General features: G+C 45.0%; 12 protein-coding genes. 3 read left to right on the top strand and 9 right to left on the bottom strand.

What is annotated here, in order from left to right; all coding sequences use genetic code 11:
- Window positions 1–6: 6 nt before the first annotated feature.
- The 5 genes from CUN85_RS11760 to CUN85_RS11740 form a co-directional block, all read right to left on the bottom strand.
- Entirely contained in the window at window positions 7–783 is a 777-nt protein-coding gene (locus CUN85_RS11760) for a CBS domain-containing protein (protein WP_135390512.1), read from the bottom strand.
- 55 nt (window positions 784–838) lie between these two features.
- Entirely contained in the window at window positions 839–1,678 is an 840-nt protein-coding gene (locus CUN85_RS11755) for a CBS domain-containing protein (RefSeq protein ID WP_135390511.1), read from the bottom strand.
- Between the two features lie 38 nt (window positions 1,679–1,716).
- Window positions 1,717–2,718: a CBS domain-containing protein gene (locus CUN85_RS11750; protein ID WP_167848874.1), complete on the bottom strand. Its 1,002-nt coding sequence runs from the start codon at window positions 2,716–2,718 to the stop codon at window positions 1,717–1,719.
- 323 nt (window positions 2,719–3,041) lie between these two features.
- Window positions 3,042–3,650: a CBS domain-containing protein gene (locus CUN85_RS11745; RefSeq protein WP_235856323.1), complete on the bottom strand. Its 609-nt coding sequence runs from the start codon at window positions 3,648–3,650 to the stop codon at window positions 3,042–3,044.
- Between the two features lie 269 nt (window positions 3,651–3,919).
- Window positions 3,920–5,044 carry an OB-fold nucleic acid binding domain-containing protein gene (locus tag CUN85_RS11740; protein ID WP_135390509.1) on the bottom strand — a complete coding sequence of 375 codons (1,125 nt, stop codon included), beginning with the start codon at window positions 5,042–5,044 and terminating at the stop codon, window positions 3,920–3,922.
- Between the two features lie 143 nt (window positions 5,045–5,187).
- Here CUN85_RS11740 and CUN85_RS11735 point away from each other — a divergent pair, with 143 nt between their 5' ends.
- Entirely contained in the window at window positions 5,188–5,823 is a 636-nt protein-coding gene (locus tag CUN85_RS11735) for an RNA 2'-phosphotransferase (protein ID WP_135390508.1), read from the top strand.
- Here the strand turns inward: CUN85_RS11735 and rtcA are convergent, their stop codons facing one another.
- Complete coding sequence (rtcA, locus tag CUN85_RS11730; protein WP_135390507.1) at window positions 5,824–6,819, bottom strand: RNA 3'-terminal phosphate cyclase; 996 nt, start codon at window positions 6,817–6,819, stop codon at window positions 5,824–5,826.
- A complete protein-coding gene (locus tag CUN85_RS11725) occupies window positions 6,816–8,189 on the bottom strand; it encodes an NAD(P)/FAD-dependent oxidoreductase (protein ID WP_135390529.1) in 1,374 nt (457 codons plus the stop codon). Before CUN85_RS11725 ends, rtcA begins: the two co-directional genes overlap by 4 nt.
- A gap of 688 nt (window positions 8,190–8,877) precedes the next feature.
- On the opposite strand from CUN85_RS11725, the gene dnaG reads away from it, so the two are divergent.
- Entirely contained in the window at window positions 8,878–10,263 is a 1,386-nt protein-coding gene (gene dnaG / locus CUN85_RS11720) for a DNA primase DnaG (protein ID WP_135390506.1), read from the top strand.
- 269 nt (window positions 10,264–10,532) lie between these two features.
- Window positions 10,533–10,817: a UPF0058 family protein gene (locus tag CUN85_RS11715; RefSeq protein WP_135390505.1), complete on the top strand. Its 285-nt coding sequence runs from the start codon at window positions 10,533–10,535 to the stop codon at window positions 10,815–10,817.
- Here CUN85_RS11715 and rimI read toward each other — a convergent pair.
- Together rimI and arcS are read right to left on the bottom strand one after the other, a co-directional pair.
- On the bottom strand, window positions 10,814–11,335 hold the full coding sequence (gene rimI / locus CUN85_RS11710) for a ribosomal protein S18-alanine N-acetyltransferase (protein ID WP_135390504.1): 522 nt from the start codon (window positions 11,333–11,335) through the stop codon (window positions 10,814–10,816). The genes CUN85_RS11715 and rimI overlap by 4 nt on opposite strands.
- 28 nt (window positions 11,336–11,363) lie before the next feature.
- Window positions 11,364–13,205 (bottom strand): archaeosine synthase subunit alpha, encoded by a 1,842-nt coding sequence (gene arcS / locus CUN85_RS11705; RefSeq protein ID WP_135390503.1) that lies wholly within the window; start codon window positions 13,203–13,205, stop codon window positions 11,364–11,366.
- Window positions 13,206–13,240: the final 35 nt, after the last annotated feature.

Below are 13,240 nucleotides of genomic sequence, written 5' to 3'. Positions count from 1 at the left end.
GCGCTCTTACTGGACAAGGCCATTGACGATGCTTCTTCTTGTAACAAATCCAACCATCTGTTCTTCCAGGTTTACAACCGGAACGCCACCGATGTTTTCCTGGAGCATCAGCCTGGCAACATCACTCGTGGGTGTGTTGGTATAAACCGTTTTGACCCCTATCTTCATGATGTCCTCGACAATGAGGTTCTTTATACGTGAATCCTGCTTGCTGCCCTCAACAATATCGCGGAAGGAACGCATCGCTGTTGCGATATCCTTTTCTGTGACCATGCCTACCAGTTTGTCACCTTCGACAACAGGTACTCTTCCGATATTGTTGTCAAGCATCAGGCGCCTTACATGGCTCACACGTTCTGCAGGGCTGACAACGATCGGATCTTTCTGCATGACCTCTGCCACATAACCGTCAAGATTATTCCGGTCCAAAAGTTCTGTGGGGGTGATCCAGCCAAGAACCTGTTCGTTCTCAAAGACTATTATCACCCCTTCATTCTTCACCATGAGGGTGACAGCATCGGTAAGCTTGGTATCGGGAAATACCTTTACGTAATTATCAGATACTGCTGTTGCCACATGAAGGGAAGACGCCGGCTTGCTTCCCTTTTTGCGGGTCCCAAGCTCTTTTGTGATGTTCCTCATTGTAAGGATTCCCAGAAATTTATCGTCATGAGTGACAAGAAGCCTTCTTGTTCCCTTCTTTTCCATAACATCAAGTGCATGGGAAAGCGTGTCTGCCTTATCAATGCATATAGGTTCTGTCATAATATCTCTAACTTCCATTGTTTTCCCTCCGTGTTTTATCAAACTCAAATTCAGTCGGTCCTTTCTTAGTCTTTCACTGTGTGGCTTTCAGGACGTCTCTCCTGCTGACCATTCCCACGATCTCATCTTCATGGATGACTGGCAGGCCAATCACATGCTCCTCTATCATGACCTTTGCAGCCTGAACTACAGTTTCATCAATATCGATGCTGGATGGCAGCTCCGACATGATATCCTCAGCGACAAGTGGTACTTCCTTGACATATCTGTAGGTCTTCTGTCCGGCAGGAGTTGACCTGCGTGCCATCTTAATGCTCTTGGAAGGCATTTTTCCTTCGTTATCAACCATGATGTTGAGTGCTACATTACTTGTAGTGATCATCCCCACTGCCTCATCGGAATCGCCGGTGACTATCACCCTGTTCACCTCGTTCTTTTCCATTTCCTGCACTACATGGTTTATGGTGTGATGTCTGTGCACGAACACAAGATCATTGCCCACCACCTCTGAGACTTTGGTGCCGATGTCCTGTTGGGATATGTATCTCATTATATCCGTCCCTGTGATGATCCCGACAACATTATCCTTGACAACTGCAAGTGAGTTAATCCTGTTTTCCAGCATCAGGTTGCTTGCCTGTGTTATTGAGGCTTCAGGATAGATCGATATCGGAGCATCGTTCATCACCATGTTTACCGGGATCTTATCAATTGGTCTTCTGCGCCACATGGGCTCGGCCTGTGCAAGTCTTCTGCTAAGGTCTGTCTTGGTTACAATACCGACCATCTTTTCATCACTGACGACCACAAGAGTGCTTATCTTGTGTTTCAGCATTAGTCTTCTTGCATGTGCCACGTTTTCCTCCGGCTCTATTGTATAGACCGGTGAACTCATAATGTCTCCAACATTCATGTTGTTCCTCCATTTATAAATTAGTTTATCTTCCCGAATCATTCGGATATCGCATGCAGGATATCCCCTGAGGTGACGATTCCGTAAAAAACACCATTCTCCATGACCGGAAGTGAACTAACACTGTTGTCGGTCATGATCTGTGCTGCCTTTCCAAGGTCCACATCCGCAGAAACGGGTGTAGTTCCTCTTTTTATCAGAGAAACGACGGGCCCTTCCAGGGTTTCATGGAAATTGCCCGTAACAATCTTTTCAAAGGCATGGCCTGTGGCTATATAGTCAAGGATATCTGACGCTGTTACTATCCCAAGGAATTTCTCGCCTTTCATAACAGGTATTTGCCGGGATCCTTTCTCTAACATCATTCTGACAGCACTTTCGATAGTTGAATAAGATTGTGCTTTTTCTGGTGTTTTGTTCATATACTGATTTATGGACCTGTTTGCCGGGATCCCGGCAACCAATCCCATGAAGTCCTTCTCAGTACAGATTCCGCATACATGTTTTCTTTCGTTTACAACTGGAATTCCTCCGATTTTTTTCTCTATCATAATCTTGATGGCATCTGCAATCCTTGCATGCTTTTCCAGGTATATAACTTCGTCATGCATTATGGAACGGACATCTGCATTCACCGCTGCAAGGAAGTTACCTTTGAAATGCTTCTTAATGAGCAGGTTCTTACTGCCGCCACCAAGAAAACCGATGATATCGGTTGCTGTAATCATCCCTTCCAGGCGATTTGTTCCTGCATTGGTAATAGGTATCCTTCTGATCCCGGCATTGCTCATTGTCCTTATTGCATTGATGATCGTTGCCGTAGGCGGCAGGGTTATTGGTTCTTCTGTAGCCATTATCATAATGTCGTCATTATGCCTGGATATATGGGCCATGAAATCAACCGGACCAAAATCCATAGTTGCTACAATGCTCATCATCTTTGGATCCTTCCGGTTTAATTTCCATTTTAATTTGTTAATTTTCTGACCGATCAGCAGCCGTTCCTGATCAGGCACATTTATTTTTTTCTTTATTTTCAAGTAACCACCAACTCCCTTGGTATCTGAACATTTACCTGTAAATTGCCGGAAGTATCCTACTACATATCTTCGATAATCCGGAACTGGATTTATCCAAAGTCCCTGAGAAGATGTGTAGCAAATGAAACTTTCAGCACACAGATAAACGATAGTGTCTGCCTTTAATGCATGTGTTTTTTGTAAACACCGCTTTTTTTGTAGATCCTGTAAAAATAGTTTTGATTGGTTTATATGTCGATACACTGTACTTTTCATCATATATCGAGACAGACATCTATTTCACCAGCTTCCATGTGTCCTTTAATTTCAACCGACCAGCAAGACTAGTCGTAGTAACCTTCTTCCTCTCTGCAGTCCTCACACATGGGTACTCCGTTGACTTCTGTCAGGTTGTCGGCCAGAGCGCCGCAACGCTGGCATATCCCACGTTCAACAGCAGTTTCCTGGAGGAAATCCCTCTCGCGATTCATCTCTATGAGATTCACAAGAATAGTGTTCAATCCCGGGGATATTGATAGTATATCCCTGTCAGTGATCATACCCAATATCAGATTCCCTTCCATTACGGCGAGCCTGCGAATATCGGACTTGATCATAAGTTCGGCTGCTTCTATGATACCCGTAGAGGGCTTTATGGATATGATCGGAGATGACATTATGTCTCTGGCAAGTATCTCGGCCGGGAGTATGTTCCTGACGACTGTCTTGGAGACAATATCATTTTCAGTGATAATTCCAACACTATCGCCATCCTCGACAACTATGACATTGTCAGCATTGTTGTCGGCCATCTCTCTGGCAACCTCAAGAACACTTGCATCGGCGTTCATAACAAAGATCTCCTTTGTCATTGCCTCTTTTACCGCCATCCCGTTTTGTATCTCTCTTATCGAAACGTCGGTTTCCAAATCCCTTTGAGCATTCAAGACCATCCACATCCTCTAAGGTCCAAAGTAAGGAGCAGGTCACTAATAGTCCACAATTAAAATGTTGCCTTAATGGTATTTATAGATGTTTGTGTACATGATTTGATTCCATAATGGTTGAGCAGAAAACAAAAAAAGTTGATCTGCCGTCTTTTGCAGATGAATTAAATGTATACGGTTGTATGAATTAAAAAAATATGATCCTGAAATATTGTATAAGGAACAATGTTTTGGAACATCTTTCCACGAAAGATGCTCCAATACACTTTGCAGTTTTAAAGAACTACGATTCTTGTCCTGTTCCCTGCACTTAGTTCTATTTCATCATTAAATCCTGATTTCGAGAAGGCATCCATGATCTCTACCTTTGTATCAATGTCAAGCTCGTCCACAAGCAGTGCATGATCTCCCCAGAGTGCAACTCTTATCCTGCCCGTATCGTCTGAGACATATATATTGGAGACCATGTTGACGGTACCGTCATCCCGGCTGAACTCCCGGAGGTCCCCAAGGCCAGAAACCGATCCCTTGATGGAGTATGATTCACCAGGTATTATATCGGATATGGGGGTAAAGTTCTCGGAATAACTGATATCCTCGTCTATTTTCTTCAGAAGAGTACGGCTACCTACCTGGACTTCCACCTGCTGGTTGAAATTATTCTCCCTTGCGTAGGCATTGATTATCTCCAGAGAATCATCCTGGTTCAATTCAGATGCAAGTTCTGTCTTCTCATCCCAGAGTGTGACCCTTATCTTTCCGGTTTCATCCCCTATGGTAATATTTGAGACCTTTCCGGTGGTACCATCCTTGCGGTTGAAAGTCCTGACATCGGAAACGTCCAGAACCTTTCCTTTAAGGTTCAGGTCTCCCATGCCGTTCTTTACATCCTCTATATTCGTGGAGGCAACCGAAGCTTCTACATCCTCATCGCTCTCACAGAGGACACCATTATTGCCAATATTGACCTCTACTCCCGAATACCCTTCCTTCACATAACCACTTATCTGGAAACTCTGTCCGATCTCAATATCGCCGGTCTTAACAATGTCCGCCTTCTCGTCCCATAGTGTCAGGCGTACGGACCCTGTCTCGTCTGCAACGATGAGGTTTGCAACTCTTCCGACGGTCCCGTCATTACGGTTGAACTCCTTTGCAGGGAATACTGATATGACCTTTGCAATAAGCCTGACATTCCCACTCTCCGGGGTAATGTCCGCGATCTTCTGGGTGGAGGTTTCCGTTTCACTGACGCCCAGGTCATGTGCCACAAGCATTGCTGCGGTTCTCATATCACATAATCCACTCATCTGGTCTACTTTTTCATCAACCTTTTTCAGGAAGTCCTCCTGGCTTATGATACCGCCAAGTTTATTGTATATCTCGATGATTTCGTCCATATTACTACCTGAAAGACTTAGATGTACGACCCATGTTAAATCCTTTGTTCTTGCGGAGAGGTACTAAGTGATCTAAGTTCTATTATCAGTTTGTTTCTTTTTAACAACTTATATTAATTATAAGATATATCTGGAAAGATATCATGATCCGTAAATGTAAACAGCATGGGTACTTCAGGGGTGAGCTGTGCCCTGAATGTGATGATGAAGGACGTTATGTGCTGGATGATGAACGGGAAGAAAGGCTTGGAAGATTCATTTCAGGCGCCCTGAGACACTTCCCAGAGGATGTTGGCCTTGAAATGGATTCCCAGGGCTGGGTTGATATGGATCTCCTTTGTGACATCATGAAGAAGCGTTACAAATGGGGCACCACCGAGCGCCTGATCTCTCTTGTGGAATCAGATAGAAAAGGCCGCTATGAGATAGACGGATCTTTCATTCGGGCGCGTTACGGTCATTCCGTTGAAATAGACCTTGTTCCCGATTATCCTGAAAATGAGCTTCCGTACCTTTATTACGGCGTAAGTCAGGAAGAAGCTGACATGTTGCTTGAGGACGGTATAACTGCTGTGAGGCAATGTTACGTTCATCTGAGTACATCACTTGATAAAGCCATGCAGGCAGCTTCCATTCATACTGAGAATCCGGTGATCTTCGAAATAGATGCCGGATCAGCCCAGGAGGATGGCATTGATATTATTGTTGTAAATGATAACATAGTCCTGGTGAAGAGCATACCTGCGGAGTATATCAGTATCAAGGAAGCTGAGGAATGATCATCGGATGCAGACACTAGCCAGCCCGTCTGCTTCTTTTAGATCGAATTTCACATCCAGGAATTGCTCTGTCACCCATATATTCGTCCTTAAGTGACCAGTCAGTTCTGTGGTTGTGAAGGAGCCGCTACCTGCAATTCCCATGAAGGGAATAAGCTGGTCGGCAAGATGACTATCGACAGCTGCACCTGACAGGAGGCTGGCAGCGATCTCCTCTGCAGCCCTGCTTCCGACCTTTTCTGCAGGCAATCCTCTTTCTCCAAGCGCTACGGAGCCGATAAAGCCTGACCACAGGTTGATCCCACTCCCGGTGGAAAGGTACTTACTGCTATCCACAAGGATCTTGCAGTCAAACCCTTTTTCCCTCAGGATCTCCTCTGCTGACCCTGCCTGTCTTTTGGCTACATGTTCAGGCAGGTTCGAGGCATGGGATATGCCATATATGTGTTCATCTCTCCGAAGGAAATCATATCCTGTGAGACTGGCAGGTTCTATTGTCAGTTCAACGATTCCTCCGCCCTTTGGATAATAGCCTCTTGCGATTGTCTCCAGCTTAGCCCGGTATCCCATGTGTGATAAGGCACCCAGAGTTACGTTTTCCAGATAGTCAACAGATGGCGACCAGGCAACATCTGTTCCTCCCATGATACTAAGTTTGATACTGCCACTGGAAACAGATGCTAATGGCATGATACACTGTATCAGGAGTGGGATGCTCCCTGCGGTACCGATATCTATTGTTGCGTCTGTCCCCCTTATTTCCAGTGGAGAGAAACGGATTTCCGTGGACCCCGGGTACAACCCTTCTACCTCCGCTTCACAAATGAGGGCAGCGGTCTCGATTGATCGCATATGCTGGGGTTTGAGGCCCGGATGGGGGCGGTTCTTACGTATGTTCTTAATGGTGACCTCTTCTCCGGCTACTGCAGAGAGGGATACTGAAGTCCTGAGTATCTGGCCTCCGCCCTCTCCATAGGACCCATCGATCTTAATCATTTTTTACTCCCGGGTAGTTTTTTCAAAGCACCCTGCGCTGCAAATGTCAAGGGGTCGATGAGCATCGACATTGGTGGAGTGTAACAGGTTTCCATACTAAGCAGTTCATCAAGTGTTGTCCTTTTCCTTATGGCAAGAGAAAGTCCGTCGATCCTCTCCTTTACACCTTCTCCTCCGATCACCTGTGCACCTACAAGTATCCTGTTGCTGAACAGTAATTTAATGAAAAGTCTGGTTGAACCCGGGTAGTAGCCTGCTCTGGTAGTGCCGATGGCAATTCCGCTAACTGTCTTGATTCTATGTTGCTTTGCTTTTCGGGTGGTAATGCCAACGGTCCCGACCTGCAGTTCTCCGATAGCACCTGCCCATGGATTCACGATGGGACCAAAAGAGGTGGGTCTGGATATGAGGTTGTTGCGTATAACTCCAGCCATTCTTCTTGCAGTGCTTGCAAGCTGGCTGAGCATCGGCATGCCTGTTATGAAATTCTGCACCTGGGCGCATTCTCCTCCGCAGTACACATCCGGGTCGTAACCACTCTTTGTTCTAACCTGCAAATGCTCATTGACAATGATTCCGCCGGTGGTCCCGATCTCTATCCCTGCATCCGATGCAAGCTTTGTCTCAGGTAAGGCACCTGCTGATATTATAACAACATCCGCAGGGAAATCCACTCCGCCAATGCTGACTGATTCGACCCTGGCCTTCCCGTTTATCGAATGTGGTGACTGGCCTGTCAGAACATCCACACCTATGGATTCAAGGTGCTCCTGTACTATATCCGCCATGTCCTGGTCTATATTATGTGAGAGAAGCGAGATACTGCGGTTGACAAGGATTGTTCTGAGTCCTCTTTTTGCAGCTGCCACAGCAATTTCCACTCCAATGCCCCCGCCTCCTATAATAACAACATTCTTTGCATTTTCTAAGGACCGGTCTATTCTCTTTCCGTCCTCAAGGCTTCTTAATGTGAATACATTATCCAGTTCTGCCCCCTGTCTCAGGTTGTCGGATACTGCCGGTCTGCTGCCAGTTGCGATAACAAGTTTGTCAAAGTGGTGTTTTTCACCTTTTACAAACACTGTTCGATCTTTAAGGTCAAGGGATTCTACTGTGGTATCAAGTCGCAGATCTATCCCCATTTCCGGAAAAAAATCTTTTTGCTTTAGTAACAGCTTGTCAAAACCCTCTATTTCACCGGATATTACAAAAGGTATTCCACACTGGCTGTAAGCTGCATGGGGATCGGACGAGAATACTGTGATCTCGTAGTTCCCGTGGCGTTTTACGCTGGTTGCCACCGCAAGGCCAACAGCTCCTCCTCCTACAATGATCAATTTCTTTCTGTTTGTCGTTCCTGTGTCGTACATGTTCATATGATCCATATATAAAGGTAGTTCAGTTATATTGATTGTTCTGAAAGTATTGATGCATTTTAGATGCGGATCTGTCATGGGTGGTCGCTTTTATGTTTGAAATGTTCAATTGGTGCGTACCCATAAGTTTATAAGACTTTGCATTATATTATCTTATGTAACTTCATTTATCTGGTTACATTCAACACTTGATACAATATCAAGATCACAGAAATGTTCTGATGCAACGAACATTTCAACTAATGCAAATATAGTTTAATCATAATCATTATTCATTACATGTAAAAGCATATCATATAGATAAGGAGAACAGGAAAACAAGAAAGTGCAAAGTAAATTTATATTTATCGGGATTTGATGAGGGATTTGGAAAACTGCTAAGTATATCTGTATAGGATATTTGAGTGGTTGCCCTAAAGGCCACAGCAGATGCTAAATTACTGGTGTGTAGGGTGTATCACATAGTAGATGGAATTTAGCAATGGTGTCTGACACTTTAATTTAATAACCGATGAGTTATATTTTAAAAGACGAGACGTCCCTTTCCTGGTATTATTAATATATTCTTCGTACTGTCTGCTCCTTGCACATGTACACTACATGTAGTGTTAAAGGATTCTACTATTTTTGCATTTGAGCGAAGACCTGAGAAGTCTTCAATATCAACATAAGGAGAATCCAAATGCAAAATACAGATACTACAAAATATATCATTCATTCTAAGATCAGTGCTGACGGGATAATTGAGCGTCCCGATATCGTGGGAGCTATTTTCGGTCAGACAGAAGGGCTGCTGGGGTCAGACCTTGACTTGCGTGACCTTCAGAAGACCGGCAGGATAGGACGGATCGAAGTTGTTGTGAGCGCAAAGGCCGGCAAGACAAAAGGTACGATCCTTATTCCTTCGAGTCTGGACAGGGTTGAAACCTCAATTCTGGCGGCTTCCCTGGAAACCATTGACAGAGTCGGTCCATGCAGTGCAAAGATCGAAGTGACCCAGATGGAAGATGTCAGGGCAACCAAGAGGCATCAGATCATAGAAAGGGCAAAGTTCATCCTCACCGGGATGTTCGACGAGAACCTTCCTGAATCACAGGAGATCGCAGACCAGGTACGTCAGTCCGTGAGGGTTGAGGAAATGCAGTTTTTTGGTAAGAACAAAATTCCGTGTGGTCCTGCTATATTCGATTCAGATGCGATAATCGTTGTTGAAGGCCGGGCTGATGTCCTTAATCTCCTTCGTTACGGAATCAAGAACACTATATGTGTCGGGGGTACCAATGTTCCTCCTGAGGTTGCAGAATTCACCAAGAAGAAGGACACTGTAACTGTGTTTACTGATGGTGACCGCGGAGGCGAACTCATTGTCAAGGAACTTGTCCAGGTGGCCAATGTGGACTACATTGCCCGTGCTCCCGATGGGAAGAGTGTTGAGGATCTTGTACAAAAAGAGATTGTCAGGTCTTTGAGGCAGAAGGTCCCTGTGGAACAGGTGATTGATAAGTACGGCATCAAGGAAACTGAAGAGCCCTCCCCAAGAGTGACACGTATTCCTAAAAGGAAAGAGCGAAGAAGCTCTGAGGTCAAAAGGGTCTCTCCGCCAAAGGTCCAGAAGGCTGGTGTAAAAGAGATACCGCCTGTTGTTGAGAGAGCAAAGACGTCTAAGAGAGTAGCGTCCCGTGACAGGGTAAGCCCCAAGGAACGGGAACAAAAGCAGGAAAGGCCGCAAAGACAAGAAAGTCCTGTAAAGGAAGCTGAGGTGGTGACTAAACCATCTCCTGCAAGCATCAAGTTCAAGTCTCACGCAAGTGATCTTCTGGGTACTTTCAGTGCGCGTTTCCTGGACTCAAAGGATAAAGTTGTTAATGAGACTGCTGTAAGGGATCTCGTAAGCACTCTCAAGGACTATGACAGTGAAGTGAAGACTCTTGTTTTCGACGGTGTCGTCACACAGAGGATACTTGATATCGCAGCAGACAAAGGAATTGAGAACCTTATAGGCGCAAAGGTCGGAAGTGTTACAAAAAGACCTGCGTCTGTAAAAGTGTTTACTGCCGATGCATTGTGATTTTTCTTAGAGGTGCTTGTGCGCAAGCACCACACAATTTATTTTATTAAAGTGTTATTTTTTCTAGTGTCGATGTGTCAACTGCGCATTATACACGATTAATCATTGAAAATGTTTCGAAAAGCTTATCTACTACAAAGCCGGCCATGCTTCCGGGGGAAATACCTTTATTTCGAAATAATAAAGTAGAAGCCGGCACAAAATTGGGACTGTGTTCAAAAGAGATAGTTTAAGTTTATAATGGTTTATTGTTAGATAGGTTGGTTGGTATGCATAAAGATGAATTGATACAATTGCATGCTCTGATGGCGCAGATAAAAAAGCATTTCGAGCATATGGGAATCGATGATGAGTTCAGTGAATATAAGTCGTTGGCTATAAGTCCTTTACATGTTCACAGAAGCAAGGCCGAGCACAAACATGCAATATTTGTACTGGGAAACGACCTGGCACTGATTCTCTCAAAAGATAGCCTATCGGGTATTGGTGGCACATCCTCAAGGATGCAGGAACTTGCACACCGGGCCAGTATGAGACTTGTAAAAAGCAGCTAAAAGATACTGTTCACTTTCAGGGCAGGCCACTTTACCCGACGGGATTGCTTGCTTAAGACCTTCTCTACTGTTGTTTTTGTATAAGGGGAAATTATTTTCTTCATAATGATGCCATCCTCTCCGTCTGAATAGTATCCATGCTCGATCCAGCAGGGAATAAAATCCATCTTACGGTACAATCCCTGTGCTCTGTTATTGCTGAGTCTGACTTCAAGGCTTGCATATCTAAGTGCCTTCTTTTTAAAGATGTCCGTTATGGCTTCCAGAAGTTTTGTGCCGATACCAATACCCCTGTAATCTTCTTTGACAGCAAGCGAAAATATTCTCCCCTCATTCTCGGACATCTGGTAGCCGGCCACAAATGCTGTTATATTGCCATTATAGTCGGCAACAAGAAAACAATCATTGTTCATCTCATAAAAATTCATATAAATAAAGGGGTTATGTTCTTCAAAGGCCTCTGATTCGATCTGCATTACCTCTTCAAAATCATGCGGCTCGAAGTATCGGACTATCATGTCTTCAATATCACCTTATATTACTCTGTCATACTACTTTTTTAACATGACGCAGGTCTATTGCCACTCCACGGCCGGATTCCTGCATTTCGATACCGCTCATAGCGGCCCTGCCGACACATATGGCTTTTTCCCCGCTCACGAATACTTCATCACCAGGTCTTATGAGAGGGTCCGCTTTTAAGACACCGGGCGCAAGTAAAGAACCCCTGGGCACGAAATCATCTATATTTACTACATATCTTCCGGAAGATAGCATGAGCTCAGCACCTGCAATGGTAACAGCAATTGTGCCATACTGGGGTATGAGGGTAACAAGCTGCTCTTTTCCAAGGAATATCTGATACTTGGGAAACGGTCCTTTTATGGTAGCACTTTCAGGTACAAGGATCTCTCCGGCTCCTTTACCGAACTGATAGTCAGCAAGAGAGCGCATCATGTCTTTTTTCCGCTCTTCAACGTTGCGTGTTCTACCAACACTATGCTTTGATACTTCTTCTTTCAGTGTTTTCAGTGAATCCGGGGATGTAACGCTGCCGGAACTTGTGAATATCATCTCGATTCCAAGTCTTTCAGAAACAGTTTCACATATCTGCCTGTAAGCACCCTCAACGTGTGCAATGATGGTCATGTAATTATTCTTTTGCAGATATCTTTCCAGACAACCTGCAACCCATTGCCTTTCTTCTGCATCCCAGTGGCCTGTGACCGCAGTGTCATAATGTGCTGCAGGGTATGTAAGTTCCAGTTCCCTTGGCACGATGCCTACCGGTGAAGTGATGATTATCTCATGTACATATCTGCGGTTGCTTCCGATAGCGTTGATGAATTTCCAGTGGGAGTTGGATATAGAATACGGTTTCTTTGCGGAACAGGGTAACAGCACCAGCACGTCTGCTTCAGGAGGAATATAGCGTTCCAGAACCCTTTCTGCAAACCGTACTATCTCTACCCTGGTAAGTGATTCACTGCTGTTCGCAAGCATCTGGTTTGACCTGGCGATCGGGCTCTTCTCTTCCAGGTAATTGTATTCATTGTCAGCTAACCTAAGAAGTGCGGTCAGCCATGGCCTTGTACGGCACTGCCCTTCCACGTACTCTCGCAACATTCCTGCGCGTATCTTCTCTCTTACAAGAGAAAGTTCTGATTCCAGAGCGTTCAGGTTATGTCTTTCAAGGACCTTTGCACGTTCTCTTTTTTCAGTATTTCTGAGGTTGGAGGCTGTTTTGCCGGTACATGCTTCGCATCTGCACGGAAGTTCAGAAAGGGAGTCAAGATAGAACCTGCCTGCTGTTGTAAGGTAAATGTCATTATGTGCTGCTATCAGGGCTTTCGTATTGTCGACCATGTCTACTCCCAGATAGGCCAGCATGGCAAGGTTCTCGGGAAGGCAGATATTAGGTGCATAAACCGCACTATCCGGAGCTATATCCTTTTTCATGTCAAGCAGGGTGTCTAAAAAGAGCCTTGCATTGTTCTCAAAACAACCGGCACCTTCCATGACATACAGATCCCTGCCATCTGATCTGCAGCCGGATCTGTACACAATTCCTTTGGGACCTTCAGTAGCGGTCTCAAGTCTGCATGCCGCTGTATCTCTTATCTTGTCCGGTACTTCGGGGGTGAATGTCTGATGAGGCAGGATTATCAGTGAGTTAGCTCCTCTTTCCTCGTTTATCCTGTTAAATTCTTCTTCTGCTGCCCTGAAGGACCCCAGTTCCCAGACGGACCCGGCATCCACTATAAGGCTGTTTCTTGAATTCAAGGTCCTGGTGTCTATTATATGGGGGGTCTGCGTGGTCTCTCCAATAAGCAGCTTACCGATCCGGGCTGCTCCATCCCGTTGCAGTACCTCAAAGTATCGTGTCATTGCTGGCTAAATGTTCTAGGTAGATGTAAAGTTTT

The sequence above is a fragment of the Methanolobus halotolerans genome, assembly GCF_004745425.1.
Lineage (GTDB): Archaea > Halobacteriota > Methanosarcinia > Methanosarcinales > Methanosarcinaceae > Methanolobus > Methanolobus halotolerans.
This window is presented reverse-complemented; position numbering and strand designations above follow the sequence as displayed.

Excerpts from the sequence above, each read along its gene's own strand:
- CUN85_RS11755 (WP_135390511.1), bottom strand. The coding sequence starts at position 1,678 with ATGAATGTTGGAGACATTATGAGTTCACCGGTCTATACAATAGAGCCG.
- CUN85_RS11760 (WP_135390512.1), bottom strand. The coding sequence starts at position 783 with ATGGAAGTTAGAGATATTATGACAGAACCTATATGCATTGATAAGGCA.
- arcS (WP_135390503.1), bottom strand. The coding sequence starts at position 13,205 with ATGACACGATACTTTGAGGTACTGCAACGGGATGGAGCAGCCCGGATC.
- CUN85_RS11735 (WP_135390508.1), top strand. The coding sequence starts at position 5,188 with ATGATCCGTAAATGTAAACAGCATGGGTACTTCAGGGGTGAGCTGTGC.
- dnaG (WP_135390506.1), top strand. The coding sequence starts at position 8,878 with ATGCAAAATACAGATACTACAAAATATATCATTCATTCTAAGATCAGT.
- rtcA (WP_135390507.1), bottom strand. The coding sequence starts at position 6,819 with ATGATTAAGATCGATGGGTCCTATGGAGAGGGCGGAGGCCAGATACTC.
- CUN85_RS11745 (WP_235856323.1), bottom strand. The coding sequence starts at position 3,650 with ATGGTCTTGAATGCTCAAAGGGATTTGGAAACCGACGTTTCGATAAGA.
- CUN85_RS11725 (WP_135390529.1), bottom strand. The coding sequence starts at position 8,189 with ATGTACGACACAGGAACGACAAACAGAAAGAAATTGATCATTGTAGGA.
- CUN85_RS11740 (WP_135390509.1), bottom strand. The coding sequence starts at position 5,044 with ATGGACGAAATCATCGAGATATACAATAAACTTGGCGGTATCATAAGC.
- rimI (WP_135390504.1), bottom strand. The coding sequence starts at position 11,335 with ATGATAGTCCGATACTTCGAGCCGCATGATTTTGAAGAGGTAATGCAG.
- CUN85_RS11715 (WP_135390505.1), top strand. The coding sequence starts at position 10,533 with ATGCATAAAGATGAATTGATACAATTGCATGCTCTGATGGCGCAGATA.